At 39.7% G+C, this 24,282-nt stretch carries 22 protein-coding genes; 9 read left to right on the top strand and 13 right to left on the bottom strand.

All coding sequences use genetic code 11. The annotated features are described in order from the left end of the window. Positions 1-75: 75 nt before the first annotated feature. From AC0L6H_RS13545 to AC0L6H_RS13505, 9 genes are all read right to left on the bottom strand, one after another. Positions 76-1,281, bottom strand: coding sequence for a UxaA family hydrolase (locus tag AC0L6H_RS13545; protein ID WP_473389584.1), 1,206 nt, complete (start codon positions 1,279-1,281; stop codon positions 76-78). Positions 1,282-1,285: 4 nt separating this feature from the next. After that, on the bottom strand, positions 1,286-1,597 hold the full coding sequence (locus AC0L6H_RS13540) for a UxaA family hydrolase (RefSeq protein ID WP_473389583.1): 312 nt from the start codon (positions 1,595-1,597) through the stop codon (positions 1,286-1,288). 274 nt (positions 1,598-1,871) lie between these two features. Continuing rightward, positions 1,872-2,723 carry a fumarylacetoacetate hydrolase family protein gene (locus AC0L6H_RS13535; protein ID WP_473389581.1) on the bottom strand — a complete coding sequence of 284 codons (852 nt, stop codon included), beginning with the start codon at positions 2,721-2,723 and terminating at the stop codon, positions 1,872-1,874. 14 nt (positions 2,724-2,737) lie between these two features. After that, positions 2,738-3,082, bottom strand: a complete 345-nt coding sequence (locus AC0L6H_RS13530; RefSeq protein WP_473389580.1) for an L-rhamnose mutarotase — start codon at positions 3,080-3,082, stop codon at positions 2,738-2,740. Then, the gene (gene fucP, locus AC0L6H_RS13525) at positions 3,079-4,449 is read right to left on the bottom strand and encodes an L-fucose:H+ symporter permease (RefSeq protein ID WP_473389578.1); all 1,371 of its coding nucleotides are present in this window, start codon (positions 4,447-4,449) and stop codon (positions 3,079-3,081) included. The genes AC0L6H_RS13530 and fucP overlap by 4 nt, the downstream gene beginning before the upstream one ends. Before the next feature lie 35 nt (positions 4,450-4,484). Then, complete coding sequence (locus AC0L6H_RS13520) at positions 4,485-5,261, bottom strand: SDR family NAD(P)-dependent oxidoreductase (RefSeq protein WP_473389577.1); 777 nt, start codon at positions 5,259-5,261, stop codon at positions 4,485-4,487. Positions 5,262-5,280: 19 nt separating this feature from the next. After that, complete coding sequence (locus tag AC0L6H_RS13515; protein WP_473389576.1) at positions 5,281-6,120, bottom strand: amidohydrolase family protein; 840 nt, start codon at positions 6,118-6,120, stop codon at positions 5,281-5,283. A gap of 10 nt (positions 6,121-6,130) precedes the next feature. Continuing rightward, positions 6,131-7,147 carry an aldo/keto reductase gene (locus AC0L6H_RS13510; RefSeq protein WP_473389575.1) on the bottom strand — a complete coding sequence of 339 codons (1,017 nt, stop codon included), beginning with the start codon at positions 7,145-7,147 and terminating at the stop codon, positions 6,131-6,133. Positions 7,148-7,735: 588 nt separating this feature from the next. Next, on the bottom strand, positions 7,736-8,587 hold the full coding sequence (locus AC0L6H_RS13505; protein WP_473389574.1) for an amidohydrolase family protein: 852 nt from the start codon (positions 8,585-8,587) through the stop codon (positions 7,736-7,738). A 289-nt stretch (positions 8,588-8,876) separates the two neighbouring features. Here AC0L6H_RS13505 and AC0L6H_RS13500 point away from each other — a divergent pair, with 289 nt between their 5' ends. The 5 genes from AC0L6H_RS13500 (at position 8,877) to AC0L6H_RS13480 (ending at position 14,169) form a co-directional block, all read left to right on the top strand. After that, entirely contained in the window at positions 8,877-9,344 is a 468-nt protein-coding gene (locus tag AC0L6H_RS13500) for a DUF6491 family protein (protein WP_473389573.1), read from the top strand. Between the two features lie 129 nt (positions 9,345-9,473). Beyond that, complete coding sequence (locus tag AC0L6H_RS13495) at positions 9,474-10,265, top strand: DeoR/GlpR family DNA-binding transcription regulator (RefSeq protein WP_473389571.1); 792 nt, start codon at positions 9,474-9,476, stop codon at positions 10,263-10,265. A gap of 216 nt (positions 10,266-10,481) precedes the next feature. Further along, positions 10,482-11,246, top strand: a complete 765-nt coding sequence (kduD, locus tag AC0L6H_RS13490) for a 2-dehydro-3-deoxy-D-gluconate 5-dehydrogenase KduD (protein ID WP_473389570.1) — start codon at positions 10,482-10,484, stop codon at positions 11,244-11,246. A gap of 510 nt (positions 11,247-11,756) precedes the next feature. Continuing rightward, positions 11,757-12,539, top strand: coding sequence for a DeoR/GlpR family DNA-binding transcription regulator (locus AC0L6H_RS13485; RefSeq protein WP_473389568.1), 783 nt, complete (start codon positions 11,757-11,759; stop codon positions 12,537-12,539). Positions 12,540-12,771: 232 nt separating this feature from the next. Next, entirely contained in the window at positions 12,772-14,169 is a 1,398-nt protein-coding gene (locus AC0L6H_RS13480) for an FGGY-family carbohydrate kinase (protein WP_473389567.1), read from the top strand. A 132-nt stretch (positions 14,170-14,301) separates the two neighbouring features. On the opposite strand, the gene AC0L6H_RS13475 is transcribed toward AC0L6H_RS13480, so the two are convergent. Next, the gene (locus tag AC0L6H_RS13475; RefSeq protein WP_473389565.1) at positions 14,302-15,699 is read right to left on the bottom strand and encodes a BNR repeat-containing protein; all 1,398 of its coding nucleotides are present in this window, start codon (positions 15,697-15,699) and stop codon (positions 14,302-14,304) included. A 241-nt stretch (positions 15,700-15,940) separates the two neighbouring features. Here AC0L6H_RS13475 and AC0L6H_RS13470 point away from each other — a divergent pair, with 241 nt between their 5' ends. After that, positions 15,941-16,849 (top strand): hypothetical protein, encoded by a 909-nt coding sequence (locus AC0L6H_RS13470; protein ID WP_473389564.1) that lies wholly within the window; start codon positions 15,941-15,943, stop codon positions 16,847-16,849. Between the two features lie 13 nt (positions 16,850-16,862). Continuing rightward, positions 16,863-18,053 carry a hypothetical protein gene (locus AC0L6H_RS13465; protein WP_473389563.1) on the top strand — a complete coding sequence of 397 codons (1,191 nt, stop codon included), beginning with the start codon at positions 16,863-16,865 and terminating at the stop codon, positions 18,051-18,053. Positions 18,054-18,068: 15 nt separating this feature from the next. Here AC0L6H_RS13465 and AC0L6H_RS13460 read toward each other — a convergent pair whose 3' ends face one another. Then, positions 18,069-19,085 (bottom strand): ThuA domain-containing protein, encoded by a 1,017-nt coding sequence (locus AC0L6H_RS13460; protein WP_473389561.1) that lies wholly within the window; start codon positions 19,083-19,085, stop codon positions 18,069-18,071. Between the two features lie 382 nt (positions 19,086-19,467). Here AC0L6H_RS13460 and AC0L6H_RS13455 point away from each other — a divergent pair, with 382 nt between their 5' ends. Together AC0L6H_RS13455 and rhaM are read left to right on the top strand one after the other, a co-directional pair. Next, the gene (locus tag AC0L6H_RS13455) at positions 19,468-21,033 is read left to right on the top strand and encodes a sulfatase family protein (protein WP_473389560.1); all 1,566 of its coding nucleotides are present in this window, start codon (positions 19,468-19,470) and stop codon (positions 21,031-21,033) included. Positions 21,034-21,091: 58 nt separating this feature from the next. After that, entirely contained in the window at positions 21,092-21,406 is a 315-nt protein-coding gene (gene rhaM, locus AC0L6H_RS13450) for an L-rhamnose mutarotase (RefSeq protein WP_473389558.1), read from the top strand. A gap of 27 nt (positions 21,407-21,433) precedes the next feature. Here rhaM and AC0L6H_RS13445 read toward each other — a convergent pair whose 3' ends face one another. Continuing rightward, positions 21,434-21,973, bottom strand: a complete 540-nt coding sequence (locus AC0L6H_RS13445; RefSeq protein ID WP_473389557.1) for an alpha-L-rhamnosidase C-terminal domain-containing protein — start codon at positions 21,971-21,973, stop codon at positions 21,434-21,436. Continuing rightward, on the bottom strand, positions 21,952-24,279 hold the full coding sequence (locus tag AC0L6H_RS13440; RefSeq protein WP_473389555.1) for a family 78 glycoside hydrolase catalytic domain: 2,328 nt from the start codon (positions 24,277-24,279) through the stop codon (positions 21,952-21,954). Before AC0L6H_RS13440 ends, AC0L6H_RS13445 begins: the two co-directional genes overlap by 22 nt. Positions 24,280-24,282 lie beyond the last annotated feature (3 nt).

Genomic DNA, 24,282 nt, shown 5'->3' with positions numbered 1-24,282 from the left:
TTCTTAGCATCGAGGTTAAGTGAAATTAAAATACCAAGTACCGGCGTACTTGGCATTTTAAGAGCTAAATAAACCTTAGCCGTGCGGCATGCACGAAGGTCCCATTTGGTCAAAGCGTTTATAGGTTAAGATAAACTCTTGATGTCCGAGTTGCTCAGATTTTGATTGAGCGCCTTTGCTGACATTGACCACTAAGTCAAATATTTCCTGCCCTACAGAGTCGATACTTGCTTCACCATCCATAATTGCACCAGCATTAACATCCATATCACCGACCAAATTATTGTAAGTGGTGCTGTTAGAACTGATTTTGATTACTGGTGAAATAGCCGAACCAACAACTGAACCTCTTCCAGTCGTGAATAAAATCACATGACAACCAGAGGCAACCATTTCGACAATTTCAGCGTTGTCAGAGATATTCGGGAAGCCAAACATGGGGTCGCCATCAGGTACAACATCCATCAAGAATAGACCACCGCCTGCTTCTGGTCGCTCTCCTGGTTTAATTATTCCTTTGATTTTGGAACTACCCGACTTAGCGTATGCACCCATGGATTTTTCTTCTTGGGTGGTTAAGCCCCCTTCAGCATTGCCTGGCGCAAAACTACCATATCCCATGGCTGTATAGTAATTCTCAGCCTTTGCGACACACTGGGTTATTTGTTCACCTAAAGCTGGCGTTGCCGCCCTATCAGCCATTAAGTGCTCACAACCTATTAATTCGCCGGTTTCTTCAAATATGCAGGTTGCGTTTTGTTCGATTAAGAAGTCAAAACAACGGCCTACCGATGGGTTTGCCGTGATACCACTGGCACCATCAGAACCGCCACAAATAGTCCCTACAGATAACTCATTCATCTCCATTGGCACACGTTTAACTTGTTGCGCTTGTTGCTCGAGCGCTTTAACAATTTTCATACCTGCTTCAATAGTACTAAGCGTGCCACCTGACTTTTGGATAACCAAGGTTTCTACCGGGCGGCCGCTTTGGGTTATAGTGTTACTCAGCTTCTCTCTATTGAAACCTTCACAACCTAAAGAGATGAGTAACACGCCGGCTACATTAGAGTGGGTGCACAAACGCTCCATCATCGATAATGAATAATCATTGGGGTAGCAGCCGGGAAATCCAATTAGTTGAACATCGGCGTTGTCTGCTTGGTTTACGATTTTACGTGCAACGTGGTGTGCACATTCGACTAAGTAGCCTACAAGTATTACGTTGCGAATACCTTTACTACCATCGTCTCTTAAATATCCTGATAATTGTGGGATCATGAGTTTAACCTGTTTTTCCTACTCGGGTGTGGCTGGGAATGTAGTCACTTTTCATATTCTGCGTATGTACATGCTCACCGATTGATATAGGTGTTGTAGATGAGCCAATAGGCGCGCCATACTTGATAATTTTGGCGAACTGAGCGATATTTTCTCTGGCTATTTTGTGGCCGACTTCAATATCTGCCGAAAACTGCACAAGCCTACCTTCAACTTGTACTTCTTCACCCGCCGCAATTTTTGTCGTTGTGACTAGAACGTTATCATTCTCATTCAATAGCAACAGGCGTTTGTCTGATTTTTGTTTTTCTACCATTTCTCGACTCAATAAATGATTTTTATTTATAAATATACACTGATATTAGCCGCTTGTTCTTTTGAAGTCAATCAACAAAATAGTAACAATTACTAATTAATGTATTTTACATTTAATTTAACACGCGATCGCTTAATGACTCATTTAGCAAATATAATTTCCAATCCACTTAATAGATGCTTACGCATATCCTTATCCGCCAGAACAAACAAAGGATCGCGTTTTGAATAGACGCGACCCTTTGAATCTTTATCTAGTAGTATTGATTTGAGCGTTAAACACGTTTGAATCGTTCTACACTTTGCTGCTGTTCACCAAGTTTATCGATACCTAAACGCATCACATCTCCTTCTTTAAGATAAAGCGGCGGGTTCATACCCAAACCAACACCAGGAGGTGTGCCCGTGCTAATAACGTCACCTGGCTGTAAGCTCATAAACTGACTAATATAAGAGACTAAAAACGGCACTTTATAAACCATAGTATTCGTATTACCATCTTGAACACGCTTACCGTTAAGTTCTAACCAAATATTAAGTTCATTAAAGTCACCAACCTCATCAGGCGTCACTAAATATGGGCCAACAGGACCAAAAGTGTCACAGCCTTTACCCTTGCACCATTGGCCTTGTTTTTCAATTTGATAAGCGCGCTCAGACAAATCATTGATAACAGCAAAACCCGCCACATAATCCATGGCATCTTCTTCAGATACATAGCGAGCTTCTTTACCAATAACCACGCCTAGCTCGACTTCCCAGTCACTTTTTTCAGAACCAGGAGGCAACATTACGGTATCGTTAGGACCAATAACAGAAGAAGTCGCTTTCATAAACAATACAGGCTCAGAAGGTACATCCATACCTGATTCTGCAGCATGGTCAGCATAGTTCAAACCTACACAGATAAACTTGCCAATACGAGATACTGGCTCAGCAATACGCACATTCCCATCTACTTCAGGTAAATTTTGCAAATCTAATTCTTGTAGTTTCGCTATGCCATTATCAGCAAAAAATGCTTGATTGAAGTCGGCTACATGTGCCGAAACGTCTCTAATGACATTATTGCTATCCACTACGCCTGGCTTTTCAGAGCCTGCTTCTCCAAATCGAATTAATTTCATAATTACCCCTTTTATCAGTCTTTTAAAGAAAATATTTGTTGCATGGGCAGCCATTTTTGACCTGGCTTAGCCCATGGTAATGATTGTTGAAAAGTCGCCATTAAATCTTCCCACTCTTGCACTTTTGGATTGCGTAAATCGGCCTCTTCTTTGGCTTGACTAGAAAATTGCTCTGACACTTCCATGATCATAAATAGACGATTGCCGACTAAATATATTTCCATATTCAAAATGCCAGAAGACTTAATACTGTCTATTATTTCGGGCCAAACTCCCCCAGGTGCATGGTACTTTTTGTACTCTTCAATCGTGCTAGGGTCGTCTTTTAAGTCCAATGCAAAACAGTGTTTTGTACTCATTGTTCACCTACTTTTTGAGAGCGTTTTCCATATATAGCAATAACGACAAAGCAAATTAGCGGCAAAATAAACGAAGCCTTAGTAGCTGAGAAACCGTCAAACACGGTTTGCATGTCAATAATTGACGCTTGTGCCATTGGTAAAAAAGTTCCGCCAACAATCGCCATAATTAAGCCTGCAGCACCTAATTTCGCGTCATCTCCAGTACCCGAAAGCGCTATTCCGTAGATAGTAGGAAACATCAAAGACATGCACGCAGAAATACCGATTAAGGCATAAATACCCGCAACGCCATCAAGAAATATTGTCGCCGTTGTGAAAAGCATGCCTGAAGCAGCTAAGATCATTAGCAATTTACCGGGGTCAATAAATCTCAGCAAAAATGTACAGATAAAACGACTAAGGCAAAAAATAATCATGGCGTAAATATTGTATATTTGCGACTGAGACTCGGCAGCTTGCTCACTCATACCGGTTTTCATTAGCACTTCGGTTCCATAATGGATGATAAAGGTCCAACACATAATCTGTGCGCCAACATAAAACATTTGCGCAACCACACCTTCACGATAGTTGCGATTTGCCAATAAGCGCTTAAACGTACCGCCTATATCTAATGACGTAGAAGGTTCTTCAGTTGTTGGCATTTTTTTAAAGCCAATAATTAACAACACAATGAATACGACAACACCTATGGCTAAATACGGGTTTCTAATGACTTCTAAATCGTTGGCTGTAATTGCGGCTAATTGTTGTAAAGATTCAACGCTTCCGGTATCGGCTAGCAAGCGGCGCTCTGCGTCAGATGCAGGATTTAACTTTTGAATAATAAACTGAGTAGCAACGAACATCCCCAGTAAAGACCCTAATGGGTTAAAAGCTTGGGCAAGGTTAAGACGCCGCGTTGCAGTCTCTTTGGGTCCCATAGACAAAATATAAGGGTTTGCGCTTGTTTCTAAAAATGAAAGACCACAGGTCATCACAAAAAAAGCTAACAAAAAGGGTAAAAATGATTGCACGTTTGCCGCAGGTATAAACAAAAAGGCACCCAGGGCATAAAAACCTAAACCTGTTAAAAGGCCTGCTTTATAACTAAACTTCTTGATAAATAAAGCGGCAGGAATTGCCATGGCACCATAGCCGCTGTAAAAAGCAACCTGTATTAGCGTACCTTCAGAAGTGCTCATCTGTAATATTTTAGAAAAGGCCTTAACCAAAGGATTGGTTATATCATTCGCAAAGCCCCATAGTGGAAAACACATAGTGACTAAGATGAAAGAAACCAAATACACTTTAGGGATAAGCTCATGCTTTCCACCTTGCTGTATATTGTCTGTGCTTACTGTACTTGCTGTTTTTGTTGTCATTTTTATGTCCAAGCTATTGATTGTTTACCGGGATGTTAGTTATTTAAAGTCACAAATCCGCCGTCTACAGGCACGTTAGTGCCTGTAATAAATGCAGCTTCATCTGAACATAAGAAACAAATCAATGCGGCGATTTCCTCTACCTCACCCATACGTCCTATGGGCTGCGACTTAGATAACTTTTCAAACATCTCATCACGATTATCGGGATAGTTTTTCTCAAGAAATTGATCAACAAAGGGTGTGTGGACACGCCCTGGAGCAATACAATTGCAACGAATACCATCATTGATATAATCTTTAGCTACTGAGTAAGTCATTGTAAGCACCGCGCCTTTGCTCATCGAATACGCAAAGCGGTCTGCAATGCCCACACTTGACGCTACAGAGGCCAGATTTAAAATAACACCGTATTGTTTTTCTTTCATCGCGGGCACAACGGCCGACATCAGATTATAAACGCCTTTCACATTGACATTATAAATCTTATCGAGGTCAGCCTCTGACGTTTTCTCTAGGTTGCCAATGTGTGCAATCCCGGCGTTATTAACTAAAACATCAATTGATCTTTGTTGCAGTATTTCTGAGACCAACGTTTGGCATTGTTGATGATTTGAAATGTCGCCAATGTATTTTTCGCCCTCTGCGCCGTGCTCTCTAATTTCGGTCAAAACGGATTCTGCCGCTTCTTCATTCATATCAAACACAAGCACATGCGCGCCTTCTTTTGCCATTCTCAAGGCGGTTTCTTTACCAATACCACTGCCTGCACCGGTGATTAACGCGGTTTTACCTTCGAATCTATTACTCATAGTTGTAACCTATACTTTATTAAAGCTTGTAAAAAGATTGGGCTGTAGAAGCCCAAATTGACTGCTGTGCTTGTTTTGGCAAGGTAGCCAAGAATGTTGTCGTCATTTCTACCCAGCTAGGGTATTCACTGACCAAATTAATAACAGGCCAGTCACTACCCCACATCAATTTAAGCGGGCCAAAACTGTCTAAAAGCAGCTGCATAAAAGGTCTTATCGTCAAATAATTAACAGCGTCACCGGCTTCTGTAAGCAGGCCTGATAATTTACAATAGACATTGTCGAACTTTGCTAAACATTGCATCTTTCTGCGCCATGCAAGATTCTCGGGATGTTCTAGGCCGAGGGGAATCTTAGGTTTCGCACCATGATCTATCACAATGCGTAATTGCGGGTATCGTTCTGCTAACAGCATTATGTTGTCTAAATGCTGGGGGAGTACCAAGGCGTCAAATGCAAGGTCATGTTTGATTAAGGCTTTAAAGCAATCGTCCAGTGACGCTTGTAATATCCAATCAGGGTCTTCTATATCTTGTAGCATCGGGCGAATCCCTTTAAAGAAAGGGTTCTTCGCTAAACGGCTAATATCTTGTGCTGCTTGCGGGGATTGCATATCAACCCAGCCAACAACACCTGCTATGAATTCATGCTTGTCTGCCAAACTAAGCATAAATTCCGTTTCGTCAATTGTATCTGCTGCTTGAACTAATACGGTTTTAGTGACCGACTGCCCATCTAAAATAGTTTGAATATCTTGTGGCAGAAAATCTTGATATAACAGGCCTAAATCAGGGCTTAACCAAGCGTAATCGCCTCGTTCAATTTGCCAAAAATGCTGATGACTATCTATTCTTAACATCACTTGCACCTTAAGCCGGAATGGGCGCTTTTGCGTCTAGCAAATCAGCAGCTTGCATTGCTAACCAGAAGTCTTTTGGAATATTTTGCTGTATTTGCTCTACCGTGCTGCTCACGCGACGAGCTGAGCTTAAACCTGGGATAGTACTAACCACCGCCGGATGCGCTAATGGAAACTGCAGAGCAGCCGCAGCTAATGGAATGTCAAATTGATCACACAAAGATTCGATTTTCAAGACCCTGTCGATGATATCTTGTGAAGCCGGTTCGTAATTGTAGTGCGGGGTTACGCCTTCATTGCGCACGCCTGTTGCCAAAATACCCGAGTTATAGGGCCCACCTAATATGATTGAAGTATTTTCTTTTACGCAGCGCGGTAAAAAGGTTTCCAAGGCTTTTTGTTCTAATAAGGTGTAGCGTCCGGCAAGTAAAAAGCAATCAAAGTACATGTGATCCATTGCTTGTTCACACACTTCGTATTCGTTAACGCCAAGGCCAATAGCCGACACTAATTTTTGAGAACGTAATTCATCCATCGCTTTAAAACCGCCTTCAACAGCGATTGAAAATTGCTTATCGTGCTCTTCGCCATGGGTAACTTCACCAATATCATGCATATAAATAATATCGATTTTCGATAGTCCTAAACGCTGTAAACTATCTTCAAAGGAACGCATAACACCGTCGTATGAATAATCATAAACAGGTTCAAAAGGCATTGGCGAACAAAAGCCATGTTTATCTTCTGCCTTAGCGCATGGTTTCATTATGCGACCTACTTTGGTCGACAGAATATAGTCTTCAGAAGGGATTTCACGTAATGCGTCCCCAACTCTTCTTTCACTTAAACCAAAACCATAAAAAGGTGCTGTATCAAATTGGTTTATCCCCATATCCAGGGCTTTTTTAATTGCCGAATGAGCATCTTCGTCAGTCATACGGCGATACAAATTGCCAAAGGTAGCAGCACCAAACCCAAGTTCAGTGACCTGAAGTGATGTGCTTCCAACCTGATTTTTTTTAAACATAATCTTCTCTTTCTAATTCATGTGCGCCAAACACTGTCAATATATCGAAGATATGAAGTCGACAGTGGCACGTTATATAGCCAAACCATGTATTGGTGACAAAGCTAACGATATTTTTTTATTTTGCGCTTTAGCTAAATCACTTTTCTATTACTATTAGCATACGCCGATATATTATTATGTATAGAAATACACGCAATTTTTTTACATTTTGTTTTATTTTAGCTTATAAATCGCTCTATTTAACTTCTGCCTAAGCGAGATACTCCATATTCGAAGCGTATATATTAATGTGATCTTTATGTTAAAAACAAGCAATAAATTCATATTTGAAACATTATTTTATATGCAATACAAAGATAACAATAGTGAAAACAAGCTTTAAAAGGCAAGAGTATAAGTCTAACTTATTGTTTTTTATATTTTAAAATAAATATGAAATGTATTTTATGTATGTTGAATCACAAAATATGCAGGCTAAATATTTGAAGAAAAATTTACTCGTATGAATATTCGTTAAACAGAAATGTCGCTCCATCGAACCACATTTGCATTAATCTAGGCTCCAAACAATGTAAATTTGATTATTTATGCTAAACGATAAAAGGTCGTTGCCGCACGAGACCAAACGGCCATCCTATCCTCAACATCCATTGACGACAAAAATGCATCGGTAAGTTCAATCCATTGCTCATAATCTGTTTCAACATTAACGGTTGACCAATCGCTTCCCCACAGCAGTCTATGAGGCCCAAAACAATGATAGACATGATTCATATAGGGAACGATGCTATCAACATCAAGATTATGACGTGCATCTGCAACTAAACCAGAAAGCTTGCAATACACATTTTGCTGCGCTGCAAGTTGCTTCATTTTATCTGACCAAGTGTCAAAATTTTGCATAATAACGTTAGGCTTGACGATATGATCAACAGCGATTCTTAGCTTAGGGAAACGCTTACTTAATAATAATAATGACGCTAAGTGACGGGGTTTTACCAAGGCCTCAAAACAAATACCGTACATTTCTAAACAATGAAATATAGGTAGGAGTTCAGGCGCATTTAACCAATTGCTTTGGCTAGTATTATGTTGGCTAGCCCTAATTGCTTTTACGCTTGAATTTTTTGAAAGTGAAATAACGGTAGCCAACGCATTTGCCGAGAACATATCAACACAAGCGACAACGCCGAGTACAGATTCATTTGCACGCGCAATGCGCACTAAATTTTGGGTGTCATCAATATTAGGTTCTGCTTGCACTAACAAAGCTCTACAAATGCCGGTCAGTTGCTTGCGGTGAACTATACGGCTTTTCACCGCATCAAGCGAAGTGCGATTAATAACGTCAACACGCCAATCATAGTCATCACCCCGTTCTTTCCAAAACAAATGATGACAATCAATACGATGTTGTATGAGGCTCTGATTAAACACGAATTTTTTTCCTATCTACTTCTACTTATGTTTGAGTCTAGTCAAACGAAAAGACGACCCAAACCACGCGTTGTTTAATATATTAAATTATGTTTAACTTATCAAATGATTTATATCATGGATTAACAAAAGCTTAACAATGCCCAAGCCAAAACCTTATTGCGTGCCTAACTTGAAAAGAAATATAGATCCTATAATCTAAACAATAAAGAACACGGAAAATTATTGGGTATACGTTTTTTAGCCTTACATTTGTGGTGTAAACCATTCTATTACTAGGAGTCAATCAATGAGAAAATTAACAATGAGCTTGTTATCAATCGGCGTCATATCAACGATTACCGCTTGTGCTATACACTCCCCAAATCTTCCAGGCTTTGATGAAGTTCTCAGAGCAAGCACAGAACAAGATGGCCGCGCTTGTTTTCGACAAAGCAATATCAGTGGTTGGGGAGCGCTAGAAGATAATGTTATTAGCGTGAGTATGAACACTAATAGAGAATATTATCTTGTTACCACCGCGTTTAGGTGCCAATCTTTCTTAACGTCGTTTCAAGCACGATTTGAAGGGGCTAGTTACGAAGTATGCGGCGGCGGTGCTAATAAAATTATAACTCGTTCGGAAGTTTGTCCCATAAAAAGCGTATTTAAATTCGACAGCCGCAAAAGTGCTTTCGACGAATACGAAAAAGCAGAAAATAAAATTGAGAGTCTTCGAAAAGAGTACGAAAGCGAAAAAGCGTCGAGTCAGAAATGAACACCTTCGTTGACGTTTTTGTTCAATTTTTGACATCAATCTGTAAAAATAGTTTTCATATCATGTCTTTACCTGTCAAACTAGGTTATTATATTTAGATATAACTATAGGCTTAAAAAGGTCAATTACATGCTTGAAAAACAACGACATCATTTGCTATTAGAATTGTTAGCTGAATTAGGCTACGCATCTGTTCCGATACTCTCAAGCAAATTAAAAGCTTCTGAAGCAACCATACGCCGCGACATTACCAAATTGTCGAAACGAAAAGCACTGACTAAAATTAGAGGGGGCGCTCAATCAAACACAGTGTCGTATCAACCTCACGAGCGCCGGCATCTTAAAGGATCTGTATTCCTTGCTGATACTGAGCAAAATAAGAATATAAAAGAATTAATAGCACAAAAAGCAGTTGCCTTGTGTGAAGAAGGCGAATCCATCATTATTAATGGTGGCAGCAGCACCTATATGATGAAAGACGCACTCGCAAGCCGTCATTTAAATATACTTACAAACTCATTTGCATTAGCGCGCGAATTAGCAGACAACTCAGACAATCAAATAACCCTTCCTGGTGGAGAGTTGTACCGAAAACAAAGTATCATTTTAAGTTCATTTGAAAACGATGGTATTTCAAATTATCACGGTACGAAAATGTTCATGGGTACACCCGCAATAGGTGAATACGGATTGATGGAAACCGACCCTATGTTAGTTCTTTCTGAGCAAAAGCTACTCAAACAAGCTGACCAACTCATCGTTTTGGCCGACAGTACCAAAATAGGAAAGAAGAGCTCTTTAATCTTATGCTCTTTAGACAAAATAGACATCTTAATAACAGATGACAAAGTTGAACCACAGTTTCTAGCGCTATTTGCTAAACATGAGATTGAAGTAATTATGGTTTCAACACCTCAATGATAGGTAGGTACAACAATAACAGCGGCTAACTGCGACGTTAAGCGTATCAGAAAGTGCAAACAATATAAGCTCAGAATTATCGGGGCAAGGTGTCTCTGACCAAGTACTACCCACCAAAAATTGAACCATCTTGCTTAAAATTATTACCTTCTACCGCTTGATTAAGACCTAATATGACTGTATTTTACCTATTATGATTTTAACTGGAGTGTTTTTATGAGTAATATTTTTGATCTTAATGGGAAAGTTGCATTAGTAACCGGTGCAAGTAGAGGCTTAGGAAGAGGCATTGCTGTTGGTTTAGCACAAGCTGGCGCAAATATAATAGCAGTTGCATCAAAAAAAGAGAATGTCGCAGATACCGTTGCTGAAATTGAAAAACTCGGTAAAGGTAAAGTCGAGGCACTTGGCTGTGAGCAAGACAAACCTGAACAAGTTAAACAACTTGTTAATGACGCTATTGCCGCCTTTGGCAAAGTAGACATCTTAGTTAATAATGCTGGAACCATAAGGCGAGCGCCTGCTGAGGACTTTTCTGACGAAGATTGGGATTTAGTAATGGAAGCGAACATCAATGGTGTGTTTAGATTATCAAGGGGCATTGGTAAACACATGCTCAAAAACGGTAGCGGAAAAATCATTAATATCGCATCGCTTTTAAGCTTCTCCGGAGGAATAACCGTTCCAGCTTATAGTGCTTCAAAAGGCGCTGTGATGCAACTGACCAAAGCATTGGCAAATGAATGGGCTGCAAAAGGGCTAAACGTCAATGCCATTGCACCTGGTTATTTTGCTACAGACAATACCCAAGCATTGAGGGCGGACGAAGAACGCAATGCAGCGATATCTGCACGCATACCCGCAGGACGTTGGGGAAACCCAGAGGATTTAGCTGGCGCAGCGGTATTCCTTGCTTCATCAGCTTCCGACTATGTAAATGGACATACACTATTAGTAGATGGCGGCTGGATGGCGAGATAAGGCCTTCAATAAATCTAGCATTGACTGTATATGGATTCATATTGTGGCAATAAAGCGGGCTATCCTCACCCGATGCTTTATTGCCTGTACGATCACCGATTAAACAAAGATAACCCACATTGTATGAAGCCACATGGTCTCAACTACCTGAAGTGTTTAGCCAAAAACCGTATCCATAGTCAAGGAATGTTCCTATTCCTATAGGCCACGCGCTCTTCCAACTACATATTCAAAAAAGCTGTAATCTCACTGCTGCAGGTTCTCCCTAAGATTAGAGAAACCAGTCTCACTCTCTAATAAAAAATTACATTCACCGTCCGAAACGTGATGAGCTTGGTCAACACCGTGAATTAAAATGAATCATAAATATCTTTTTTGACTCAAATTGACTATATCTGTATATTTATTAACATGATTGTAACAAGCACTATTTGTCAATTTAGAGTATTGAAGACTTTATGCAAAAAGTGCTAGAAAAATAACTATAATTTGAGTTTAGGAAATAGGCTAATGTTAGAAAAACATAGACAACAGTTAATAAGAGAAATGCTAACTAAACAACAATTTGTCAGCGTTAAAAAATTAACACAGCAGTTACAGGTGTCAGAAGCCACTGTAAGAAGAGACATAAACAAACTTTCCAAAATTGGTAAACTTTTGAAGATTCAAGGGGGAGCAGAATCAATTGAAAGCTCCTTTACTAGAAAAGTATTAAACAGTCCAAATTTCCATGATGCTAAAGACACCCAAAGTGCAGTTAAAAAACAGATTGCAAAAAAGGCAGCACAACTGTGTAAAAATGGCGACTCAATAATTATAAATGGAGGTAGCTCAACGTACATGATGGGCGAATTTCTTAACGATTTGCAATTAAATATTTTGACTAACTCTTTCGTGTTAGCAAATTATTTAACAACAAATAGCATAAGCCGGATATCTTTACCAAGCGGCGAAATATATAAAGAACAAGGTATATTATTAAGTTCATACGAAAATGATGGCTCTGAGTATTACCATGGTGACATGATGTTTATGGGTACGCCGGGCATAGGAAAGTTTGGCGTTATGGAGTCAGATCCACTATTGATTAGATCTGAACAAAAATTAAAGAAACGTACAGAAAAATTAGTTGTATTGGCCGATAGTAGCAAAATAGGGATAAGGTGTAATTTCATTTTATGCCCATTAAGCGAAGTCGATACATTAGTGACAGACTCTGGTATTGATGAAAAACTAGTTGACTTTTTTGAATCACACGGCATTGAGGTGTTAATTGCCGATGATAGTGAGTAGTTAGCATCAACTCCCTATTTTACGGCCATTACATGTACACCCATGATTAAGCAATCACTTTTAATCATATATTTGCATATACAGTCATTCGAAGGTATTATATTAAGTTGAATGTTAGGCATCAGGTAATGATTAACATTGATGAACAAGCAAAATATGCAGTATTGTTTTACGTAAATAGCTAAGGTCAAATTAGTGGGTTTGACAATTAAAATAGAAATGGGAAATCAAAATGTATCATAGCCTAATTCTCGATATTGGGAAAACGAATGTTAAACTGCACCTTCTAAATGAAGACCGAAAATCGGTATTTAGTGAATCGAGATCAAATAAGATACTAACAAAAGGACCATTCCCCCATGCTGACGTTGATGGTATTTATGACTGGATGGTTTCAGTATGTCAACGTTTAAGTGCCCAATTTGAAATTACCGCTATTTCAGTTACCACTCACGGCGCCACTGCTGCTCTTATTGATAGAGACGCTAGTAATGATAATAACGGTTTGGTGCTTCCTGTGCTCGATTACGAATATTCAGGTATTGGTTCTAGTGAGTATGATGATCTAAAACCAGACTTCTCTGAGAGTTTATCACCAAAGCTCCCTGCGGGTTTAAACTTAGGCAGGCAATTATTTTGGCTTCAAAAAAACTTTCCTACAGAATTCGGTAACTGTACTGATATTCTCATGTATCCGCAATACTGGGTGTGGCGTTTAACAGGGAAACGATGCACAGAAGTAACATCATTAGGTTGCCACACTGATTTATGGGCGCCGCTTAAAAATGACTATTCACAAATGGTGAAAAATCTAAATTGGCTCGATTTGTTTCCTCCAATTGTCCCAGCGTGGCAAAGTCTTGGAGCAATTAGTCCATCGATAGCAAACATCACTGGACTGAGTCCTGAGTGCGAAGTATTTGCAGGCATTCATGATAGCAACGCTAGCTTTCTGCGCTATAAAATTCGACAAGGAAATAAACCTTTCACGGTGATATCGACTGGTACATGGACAGTACTAATGAGCTCTGGAACACCTACATCTTGTTTATCTGCTAAACGAGATATGCTGGGTAATGTTGATGCTATGTCTTCTCCTATTCCTTGTGCCCGCTTTATGGGGGGCCGAGAATTTGAGAAAATTTGTGCGATGTTAGGCGGCGCTTTCGGTGATCCTGTCGAGTCTGCCGTTCTTCAAGATCTTATAGACAACTCTGTGATGGCAATTCCCGATTTTAGTGGTGGCAGTGGCCCATTTGGTGGTCATAAACCGGCTTTTATTGGCGAAATAGATTCGAGCCAAGGGACGGAAACTGCCACTTTATATTGTGCACTAATGATTGATTTTCAATTGGATTTATTAGAATCTAAAAGTGATATCTATATAGAAGGTGCATTTTTACAAAATCCCCTGATGTGTTCAATCATTGCGCAACTTCGCCCGCAACAGTCAGTATGGTTATCAGCAGATAATACTGGGACCGTGCAAGGGTGTGCCTCACTAATTGATTGGCAAAAAGTGACTAATAATGAACTGAGTAATATTGACCTTAAGCCTGCTGTACCAACACGTTTAACTAATTTAGAAAATTACCGTGATAGCTGGCGAAACAAAGTAAAAATGAGTTAAGACCGTCACGCTAGTAAATGACGATAAGCGAACAATAACTGTGACATTGTGAATGATAGATGACCGTAAGCAATTAAGGTCATCTATCATTATTTTTATGCAATAACAAAAATGCTTTAACCCATATTGTGCTTATTCACTTTCATGAAGTAACAACACGCTGGGGGCAGAAATAACCACATGAGCAAGATCACGGTTTCCTGGTTGACTTAGCCAAGACAAAAAGTAAGCACCACCTGATGGACTCAAATCCCCTACTCCTTCAAACACGTGTTGCTCCAGTGTTAGGTTTGTAGAGCTTTTTACTAAGCGATTAGATTCTTGACTAATATTAGCAATTTGCGGGGGATACAAATATGCCTTTTCAACACGCAGAGTTTCTAAGGTTTTGCTATCTAAAACAAAGCGCATAATGTCATCCTTTTTGCGGACTTCTACACCAAGCTCACTTTCATTCAAAATCTCTGCTGCATAAGGTCTAACTTGAAACTTACCTAAGGAGCCATGTCCACCGAAATCCCAACGAAAGTCTTCCCAATTGCTTATTTGTTGGCTTTTCCATTGATTGCCTTGTTTACGTGTTACATAAATTTGCGTATTACCGTCCTCATCGTATTTATGATAAGTCACTATTGGCGCTCCATTGTGGTCAAAGCCAATTTTGACATTACCGTTTATCATTCCACCAAAGGCTGGAACAGGTGCGATGACTTCAGTTTTATCCAAGGTAATTGGAAGAGTTAATGGCACGCCGTTTGAATCTGTCCAGTTAAGCAAGTCTTTACTCTTGGCATAAGATAAACTATGGTTAGTAGCCGCATTTGGCGTGTTACGCCATACCCAAATCAAGTGAAAGTTGCCATCAGGACCTCTAACAGGACCTTCGAAATAACCACTCATTTTGCCCTCACCATTTAAAAATTGGTTTTGATGAAGCTGCGACCAAGATTGCGAGTCAGTATCATAAATATTATATATCTCGTTACCGTTACCACTGCCTCCATCACGGTATTTAACGATAAGCTCACGCTCTTTATTGAGCAAAAATATTGGGTAAGTCATTCGCTTCTCAACTGACTCATCTACCATTTTGTTCACTCGTTCTAAGCTTCTTACTTGATAAGGCTTTGTAGTTCTAAAATATTCAATAGGGTCGCCATGCATATTACCCATAACATGCAAGTGACCGGCTTTATCTAACTCCATTGTGACGTAGTTATGACTATCCCAGCCTAAATGACTGTCAACTTTATAATAGCGCCATGGCTTGCCTATGTAACGATGCGCAACTGTCATTTGACGATTTGCATCAAAATAGGCAACAAACTGATGTTCTCCTCGAGTGAGTAAGAAAGGTTTAATGCGATGTCCAGACCATACATTATCAATTGCTTCAGAGTGGACAATTTGCTTAGTCGTCTTCAGATCTTCGGCCATATTGTTTGGAGTAACAGAGCATGCGCTTACAATAAACAAACACGAAATGGCAATAGGTATACGCAAAGACGTACAACTCTTTAATAATTTCATAATTTCTATTCCAATAAATAAATTGATTATTTGTCAACTTGTTAAATTTCATTTACAATCATGTTAATTCATTATAAGTCAAATATAAACTCTTTTTAGTTATTGAATAAACAATTTAATTATGAATTGCGTTTAAGTAGTGCTTTAAGGCATTAGGTCTAATTTTGAAAATCTCATATGCTAGGTATCAGTCCGGTCGGCATATGCACAACACTACACCCCTAACCTTGGAAAATAGAATATGAATAAAATCCTAATGTCTTTCGTTGTCATAGGCGCATTGTTGAGCCAATCTTGCAGTCAAAGTACTCATACTAATGCAGTCAAACTCTCCTCAAAGAAAGAAAATAAGCAATATTTACAAGGTATTAAGCCTCCCAAAGGACGTTTAGCTGTGGTCATTGACGGTAATTCTCCGGATCCTGACGATATTGGAGCAACGCCCGTGATGTTAGCGTTGTTACAAAAAGCAGACATGTCATCACGACTTGTGCATCTTTCCCATTCATGTGATTTAGATCCTTTCAAAAACAAAGGCCGATTTCAGATCGATGCAAAAAATGAATTGCGACGTCAAAACAAGTTAGACGAACTAAGTAGAAAAGGTATTAATTTATTTGGCCCGTTTGAAAATTTACGTAATTTTTATAACTGTCGAACCGACCAAACAGGTGCAACGAATGACCTTATAGACGCTATCAATGCATCCTCTTCCAACAACCCGCTTTGGATAATTGAAGCAGGAGAACCCGACCTTATTGGCTATGCACTTGAGGCTGCTCAAATAGATAAGAGGCAATATGTGCACGTTGTTTCTCATCACCCTGCTAATGACAACAGTGGTGATTATTTTACTTGGCAACAAATTTTAGATTTTGGTGTTATTGAGCATCAAATAGGAGACCAAAATGTCGGTTTACAAGCACCAATCAAAAGTTGGGATTGGGCTAAACAACATAACAATGAAGGCATTGCATTTATTTGGGAAATGATGGCCTATGCTGAAAAAGATGGCGTTGTTCCTTTTCAGAGTAATAAATTTGATTGTTCCGATGCAGGTATGATTTATTGGTGGATCACCGGCGCAAATAACAATGGGAATAAACATGCAAGCCCTAGTGATATTGAAGCACTTCTAAGCAATAACTAGAGAGATAAAAGAGATGAATTTTAGGCTTTTTCAGTTAGCAATATTCAGCACAACCTTGATATTTTCAAGCTACTTACGAGCGGCACATTCTGACCAAGCATCTCACCAAGAATCAGACGGCTTAGTTGTGATTGAAGCAGAAAACTTTTCCTCGCAGCACTTGGATGGTAAGCGGCGTTGGTTGATTTTTTCGAAAGACACTCCTGAGCATGCATATCCTGATGCAGATAAACCGCACTATCAAGACGCTAGTAATGATCGTTATATTGAAATTCTACCTGATACGCGCAGCAATCACTATGAAGCCTTAGTAAGGTCTGAAAATTTCACCAATCAAGCTGGGACGATGGCGGTGTTAACTTACCCGGTTTATTTCCAAACGCCAGGTAAATATTACGTATGGGCAAGGGCCTATAGCACAGGAAGTGAAGACAACGGAATACATCTAGGTATTAATGGACAATGGCCAGAATCTTCGCAACGCCTACAACTTTGTAAAGGTAAACACGCATGGACATGGTCTTCTGCGCAGCGCACAAAAAGTAATCATTGCGGCATAGCAAATACTATCTATGTCGATATTCCATCTAAAGGCGTACATACACTGATGGTATCTATGCGCGAAGATGGCTTTGAGCTAGACAAGCTTTTGTTAACGAAAAATAAAACTTATCAACCCCTAGGGAAAGATAAGCCTGAAACGCTGAGTACTACAACTACTTTACCTCAAAAAACACAACTTTTTGAGATTAAGGATTATATGCGTATTTTACATGCGACAAGTGACTTCAAGATAGACAATACAGGCCCCATTCCCTTTTACCGACATAAGGCCGAGGATGCGCTTGCTATAAATGCAGTTAAGACTGAATATCGTAATCGATATGCTCACGCACAATACAGTGTAAAAGCCAAAGAAGCCGGCACGTTTACACTCACTCTGGTCACGCTAAGTGAAATTGATGGTGAATCTAGCTATACCGTATCGGTAAATGACAAAATAATTGGTGAGTTTACCAATCCAGAAACAACACTAGACTACCAAGAAGCCTACTTTACAATGACTGACATTACGTTAAAGACAAACGACCTAATTAAAGTGTCCTCTAAAGCCGTAACCAACGGTAAAATCCCCGAGAACGGCGGTACCGCATATGCGAGAGGGAGATGGCGTGCTTTAGTAATAAGTAGAGCTGACAATTAAGTCAGCTTTTATCTGCTACTCATTGTTTGCGTCATCGTCAAGTTTGAACTTCCTAGCTGATGACGCATATTCATTTGGAAAATCTGCGGGTACGGGAATAGACACGCTTCCTGTTGCAACCCACTCGCTTCCTCTCAGAAAAGTAGTAATAAAACCAACACTTTCAAACGATTTTTGCTCATGACCAAGAGTGGTATGAAAAACACGTCCTTTTGCATAATTAACGGTCATTAACATAGGCTCGTGTCGTCCAGTACCACCTTCTTCGATAGGGCATAAAGCACTAGCTAGAATATTCAAGTTTAGGGCTGGGCCCCTTAACTTACCGTAGCATTCATCTTTACTATGCATCCATACTTTTGGTAGGCCTGCTAAAATTGGGTGTTCCATACGCTGGGTAATCTTAAATTCGTGTTTTTTCCCGTGAGTCCCTGCTGCACCCGGTGACATATCTTTAACCAACTCACCCTTATCATTGTGAAACACATAAGGACCGTGTGCTTCGTCGCGTTTTCCCCAACCACTCAAACCGACTATTTTGTTATATTCATCCCAGTCTGGAAAAGCATTGTTGGCCGCATGTATAGCAACAAATCCGCCACCATTTCGTAAATATTGTTCAAAATCCCTTTGCGTTGCTTCTGGCCATGCTGCGGCTTTAAAACCAAAGTTAGAAATCACAAGGTCATAGTCTTTGAACGGGGGCGCAAATGAAGGATCGCTGATCGGTTCAGTTACGGCATAATTACTTTCATTATTATGCATAGCTAAATAGGATAATTGTTCTTCGCCTCGCCACGTCGGCTTGGTACGATATACATCTACATGAAACATAGCTGTTTGTTCTAAATATTGTTTTAGCATAACGGTACTTTTAGGCCAAATTACGTGGTTGTTCTGTCCGTCAATTAACAAGGCCCTTAACTTAAGCTTCTCGCTTTTACCGCTCTCAAAAAGAGGGTTAGAGCAAGAAAAAACTAAAACGCTCCCAAGAATAATTGCTATAGCTTGTAACTGTAATTTTAAGTTCATCCGATATACCTATCATTTTATAAAACTGAATCTCGCTACTCGTCTTGGTTAATACTTGTTTATAGATGAATCCAATAAGTAGCTAGCAATTTTAATTTTTAATTTTTAATAAAAAGCGTTTAACTTTTTATAAGCTTAATTAAAGATAATACATCACCTAGATTAAACACAAAAGACCTAAGACGACCGAATATGATTTAATTCATTCTTTGATATTTTTATAGGCAAAAAAATTTAACGTAAACAATAACGTTCTGATTTTATTAGCAAGTTAAGCCACAATAATTGATAAGGGATCTGTTTAGCTTGTAATAATTTATTGTGTTTAATAACATTTACTATACAATTTGACTTAATTTGAGCGAGTAAGTGGGTTCTTGTTATGAAAGTAATGCAGTATTATTTTTGTGTTGTTTCTTGTTGCGGTTTACTAGTAAGCGCCAATGGACATGCTGATTCGAAACCAAATAAAACAATGCCAGGCAATCCAACGAAACAAAATTTAATCGTTATCGTCGCAGATCAAATGCGTCGTGAGGCAATGGGTTTTTGGCAACAAGAAAAATTTAAAAGCGCGCTCAATACTAAAGGTGACTATGTTATTACGCCAAACCTTGATAATCTTGCCAATACAGGCCTAGTATTTACCCAAGCAATTTCAAACTACCCACTATGCAGCCCATTTAGGGGTATGTTTTTATCCGGTTTATATCCAAATAATAACGGGGTTAGCAATAATACACGAATCGATAGGCCTAACGTGGGCTTGCGAACTGATATTATAAGCTTCACTGAAGCTTTAGCGAATGCTGGTTATAACACGGCTTTAGTAGGTAAAGGGCATTGGCACAACAATTTAGCCCTGTTTGACGATAGTAATAACTATATGGGCACAAGCGAAGCGCCAGGAGGACACTTTTTTAAGGGGACAAAGTACGATTCTTACATTCCTCCCGGTCCCGCTAGGCATGGTATTCAATATTGGTATCAATCCATTGGTCATAATCATAGCAATCCAATTGTGTACACCAACGACAAAGCCATCAGTGCAAAACCAGAGGGGCAACCATTTTACCCAAAGCGTTACTCAGCAGTTGATCAAGCAAATGTAATTATTGACTACATCAAAAATACGCGTCAACAACGTGATGATTCAAGTCCTTTTAGTATCTTGTGGACTATGGACCCTCCCCACAGTCCTTACCGTGACATAAAAGACACTGATAAAAAAATTTATGACCAATATTATAAAAACGTAGATATAAACACATTACTCAATCGAGACAATATTGATTTAGATGTCGCCGCTCCTTTCGCTAGATACTACTTTTCAATGATTACTTTAATTGATAGGGAAATTGGCCGTGTTTTAGCAGTGTTGGAGCAACAAGATCTGCTTGACAATACGATGATTGTATTTACCTCTGACCACGGTGAAATGATGGGTAGTCATGGGCTTATGACTAAAAATGTTGTGTATGAAGAATCATTGGGTATTCCTTTAATTATACATTATCCAATGTCTATCAAGCAGAATGTAAATGATCTCTTAATAAGCGTACCTGATTTAATGCCAACAATTCTAGGACTGTTAAATCTAGACGATTTTATACCAGCATCATTAGACGGGACTGATTTCAGTAAACATTTGTTAGCACCTGACATTTATCCCTCTGAGCGTAAATCAAGTTTATATTACGGGAAAAACGGTGAACTGGGCCTAAAAACGGACCGATATACCTTCGCTATAAACGCTGAAGGTGAGCTTATTGCACTGTTTGACAATATCGATGATCCGTATCAAATGGCAATGCTTCAGACGCACGACATTGAGCCAAAACAAATGGAGTTTCTTAAAAAAGAATTGGGAATTTGGTTAGCGCATATTAACCATTCTTGGTATCAGCAAAGACGTTTTCCTGATAGCGTGACTTATCCTAATAATTAGTCATTTACCAAATTACCACTCAACCTGAAATTTTAATAGCACAACTAAAGGAAAAACGATGGAAAAAATAGCATTTGTCATGACCTTATTACCTGGACACGAAATTGAATACCAAAAGCGACACGATGAAATATGGCCAGAGCTCGCCACCGCACTAAAACAAGCTGGCGTATCGGACTATTCTATATTTTATGAAAAAGAGTCAAACAAGCTATTTGCAGTACTTAAACGTGCAGATGACCATAAAATGGATGATTTACCACTGCAAGCTATTGTAAAAAAATGGTGGGAATACATGGCTGATATCATGCACACCAATCCCGACAACTCACCGATAGTCAATCCACTCGAGCAGGTTTTCCACTTGGACTAAGGTATTTTACTTGTTAGCTTAGATGGCTTAATCATCATGTTGTTGGTTTGATTCTTTGTACACTAAGGTGTAGTCGCCAGGTGAATATAATTGTGAACTTTTACCGGGTAAAGTCACATAAGCATTCGTATTATTAGGAATGGTAAATTGCCAAGTGATCTGGTTTCCCACCCTCTTCCATCTACTTTTAATTTCACCATAACCCGTCGTGTAAGCAACATTTATTGATGCTAAACTTTTCGGAAATACCGGCCGAAGTTCAAAAGTTTGATATGCTACTGTGTTATCTAATGGACGAATACCTCCTAAGCCTTCATAGAACCAACCATCATAACCACCATGAAACGGGTGGTTTAGCGAGCGCAGGGGGCCGCGACCTTTACTTGGATCAAAAGCCCCTTTTCGTTCCCATAAAGTGGTCCCATTTAGTTCATCAAATAGATAAGAGAAACCGGGGTAACCTTTTGCCTTAAAAATATTAAATGCCGTATCAGCGTAGCCATAATCACTTAGCGCAAGATACAGATATGTTTGACCTAAAGCGCCTACCGAAGAATGCCCCCCCATTTATCCAGCACATCTTTATTTAAGGCATCAGCCACACTTTGTCTCAGTTCCACCGGCGTAATGCCAAACCTAAGCGCCATAGCATCAGCTGTTTGGCTGCCGTAGTGGCCTGTTTTTGGATCATATAATGCATTATGAAAGCCTTCGCTTAAATTTTCATACAGGGTTAGATATTGGTCTGACGCTTGGTTCTTCCCCAAGACATGTGAGATTTTACTCATGTAATTAGCTGCCTGCGCAAACAATGCAGTGCTCGTGACGGTAGTTGTGGTCCATTGCGGCGTGCCTCGCCCTCCAACCCTTGGAGTGCCTGGCGTTGCAACAGGGTCGCACCAATCACCATAGCCGCTGTGAATTAAAAAGTCAGTCATTTGGCGTTGCCCAAAATCCATATATTCAACCAAGCTTTGGTACTGCTCTTCTAATATTTGAATATTACCATGGTGACGATAATGCTCCCATGCAATAAATACTTCTGCGACCGCCCAATCCACTTTGCCGCCACCTGTGCGTTTGCCCGGCACAACCGTGGGCGCAACTTTCAAGGCTGTTTTAAAATCACCTAAATATTTTGGCCAAAAAGTCTCCATATTGAAGTTATAATTCCCAGTAATTAGGGTAGCGTGAGCATCACCTGTCCACCCCGCTTTTTCGCGAATAGGGCAATCTAAAGGAACACTCATTAGGTTACTTTCGTAACTCCACAATGCTGTATGGTGAATCCGATTAAGTAGTGGATCTGAACTACTAAATCTTCCAATACGCGCTACGTCACTGCGCACTAACTGTGCACTTAAAACGTCCAATGATGGTTTTTCTTCTAAACCCGTTATTTCAACATATCTAAATCCATGCCAGGTAAAACTGGGTGTCCATATAGCTTGATTGTTATCGCTTGCAATATAACCGTCTACCGCATTTAGATTTGTGGCCCAACCTCCGCCACTTAATTGGCTGATATTCCCTTGTGCATCGGCCCATTCTGCAAATCTAAGATAAACCGCTTGGCCTTTCTTAAGTTTTAATTTACTCAGATGCAAACTTGGGATACCCGTAAAGTTTTGACCAAAATCGAACACCCATACCTTCTCCTTAGGCATAAATATTTTTTTAGCATGCATCGATTTTATAGGGCGAATAGGAGGCAATAATTGAGGTTCTAATTGTTTTGTTGGCCAAGTTTCTAATACTTTTGCTGGTTGCCAGTCAGACCATAATTGATTATCAGTATTTTCGTTGTTCGTTACTGCTGTTGTTTGCTTCCAACCTTCAATTGCATAATTGGCGTCGAATAACTCGCCAGAAAATATTCCCTCTTTAATCACCGGCGACGCTTTTGTAAGCCAGTTTTCATCTGAACTAACTATTTTAGTACTGCCATCACTAAACACTAATTCCAATTGCGCAATAAAACTGGGTTGCCCAAATGAATAGCTTTTACGTGCTTTGTTTCCTCCAGTGCTATCGGGATCTTTCCAACCGCTAAAGGCAATATCTTCATCGTACCAACCACTGCCTAAATGCACCGCAATAACATTGTTGCCAATTCGTACAGAGTCGGTCACTTGATCGGTATTGTATAAAATACGTTTATCAAAATCAGTCTGGCCCGGATCCATAATACGGTCCTTTATTCGCTTACCATTAATGAATACCTCGTAATAACCAGCAGCAGTGCTATGTAACTTTGCGCTCACCAAGGTTTTATTTACTAAGAATTCGTATCGGAACAAACCAGCTGTAGGCATTTTGTGGAGTTGTTCAATAGCAGGTTTACTAATACTGCCATCTTCATTTTCTACTGTGCCTACCAGGTTTACCCATTGGCTAACCGCAGCATTACTATTAACAGAATGGGGCTTAGCAATTTGAACCCACTTAGCTTGCCAGTCGCTCTTAAGTAACAAGCCCATCTGCCATTGACCGGTTTGGCTCCATTGTGACGACTTATCCTCATTTGTTTGCCAAACTTTTACTCGCCAATAGGCCGTATCGTTGGTGTTTAAACGCTTACCTTCATAGGCAATATTGCGTGACTGACTCGATACTATCTTGCCACTATCCCACAAATCAGCCTGACCACTTTGCAAAAGACCTAAGTTACTCGCAACTTGAATTTGATATGCATATTGCTTTGTCACATTTGCACGCCAAGACAAGCTTGGTGTTGTATTATGGACATTTATAGGTAACTTATTTCCTTCTACCAACAAGTCACTGGGCGACTCAAATGTGACGACGATATGTGGGACGTTGATGCATGCAACCAATCCCAATAAACTAAGCATTAATAGATGTTTTATCATTTG

Source organism: Glaciecola sp. G7-5 (assembly GCF_055808975.1).
This window is presented reverse-complemented; position numbering and strand designations above follow the sequence as displayed.

Coding starts and splice junctions, on each gene's coding strand:
- AC0L6H_RS13440 (WP_473389555.1), bottom strand. CDS start 24,279: ATGATAAAACATCTATTAATGCTTAGTTTATTGGGATTGGTTGCATGC.
- AC0L6H_RS13455 (WP_473389560.1), top strand. CDS start 19,468: ATGAAAGTAATGCAGTATTATTTTTGTGTTGTTTCTTGTTGCGGTTTA.
- AC0L6H_RS13465 (WP_473389563.1), top strand. CDS start 16,863: ATGAATTTTAGGCTTTTTCAGTTAGCAATATTCAGCACAACCTTGATA.
- AC0L6H_RS13530 (WP_473389580.1), bottom strand. CDS start 3,082: ATGAGTACAAAACACTGTTTTGCATTGGACTTAAAAGACGACCCTAGC.
- AC0L6H_RS13515 (WP_473389576.1), bottom strand. CDS start 6,120: ATGTTAAGAATAGATAGTCATCAGCATTTTTGGCAAATTGAACGAGGC.
- AC0L6H_RS13540 (WP_473389583.1), bottom strand. CDS start 1,597: ATGGTAGAAAAACAAAAATCAGACAAACGCCTGTTGCTATTGAATGAG.
- AC0L6H_RS13520 (WP_473389577.1), bottom strand. CDS start 5,261: ATGAGTAATAGATTCGAAGGTAAAACCGCGTTAATCACCGGTGCAGGC.
- AC0L6H_RS13545 (WP_473389584.1), bottom strand. CDS start 1,281: ATGATCCCACAATTATCAGGATATTTAAGAGACGATGGTAGTAAAGGT.
- AC0L6H_RS13495 (WP_473389571.1), top strand. CDS start 9,474: ATGCTTGAAAAACAACGACATCATTTGCTATTAGAATTGTTAGCTGAA.
- AC0L6H_RS13485 (WP_473389568.1), top strand. CDS start 11,757: ATGTTAGAAAAACATAGACAACAGTTAATAAGAGAAATGCTAACTAAA.
- AC0L6H_RS13510 (WP_473389575.1), bottom strand. CDS start 7,147: ATGTTTAAAAAAAATCAGGTTGGAAGCACATCACTTCAGGTCACTGAA.
- AC0L6H_RS13480 (WP_473389567.1), top strand. CDS start 12,772: ATGTATCATAGCCTAATTCTCGATATTGGGAAAACGAATGTTAAACTG.
- AC0L6H_RS13500 (WP_473389573.1), top strand. CDS start 8,877: ATGAGAAAATTAACAATGAGCTTGTTATCAATCGGCGTCATATCAACG.
- kduD (WP_473389570.1), top strand. CDS start 10,482: ATGAGTAATATTTTTGATCTTAATGGGAAAGTTGCATTAGTAACCGGT.
- AC0L6H_RS13445 (WP_473389557.1), bottom strand. CDS start 21,973: ATGGGGGGGCATTCTTCGGTAGGCGCTTTAGGTCAAACATATCTGTAT.
- AC0L6H_RS13460 (WP_473389561.1), bottom strand. CDS start 19,085: ATGAACTTAAAATTACAGTTACAAGCTATAGCAATTATTCTTGGGAGC.
- rhaM (WP_473389558.1), top strand. CDS start 21,092: ATGGAAAAAATAGCATTTGTCATGACCTTATTACCTGGACACGAAATT.
- fucP (WP_473389578.1), bottom strand. CDS start 4,449: ATGACAACAAAAACAGCAAGTACAGTAAGCACAGACAATATACAGCAA.
- AC0L6H_RS13535 (WP_473389581.1), bottom strand. CDS start 2,723: ATGAAATTAATTCGATTTGGAGAAGCAGGCTCTGAAAAGCCAGGCGTA.
- AC0L6H_RS13470 (WP_473389564.1), top strand. CDS start 15,941: ATGAATAAAATCCTAATGTCTTTCGTTGTCATAGGCGCATTGTTGAGC.
- AC0L6H_RS13475 (WP_473389565.1), bottom strand. CDS start 15,699: ATGAAATTATTAAAGAGTTGTACGTCTTTGCGTATACCTATTGCCATT.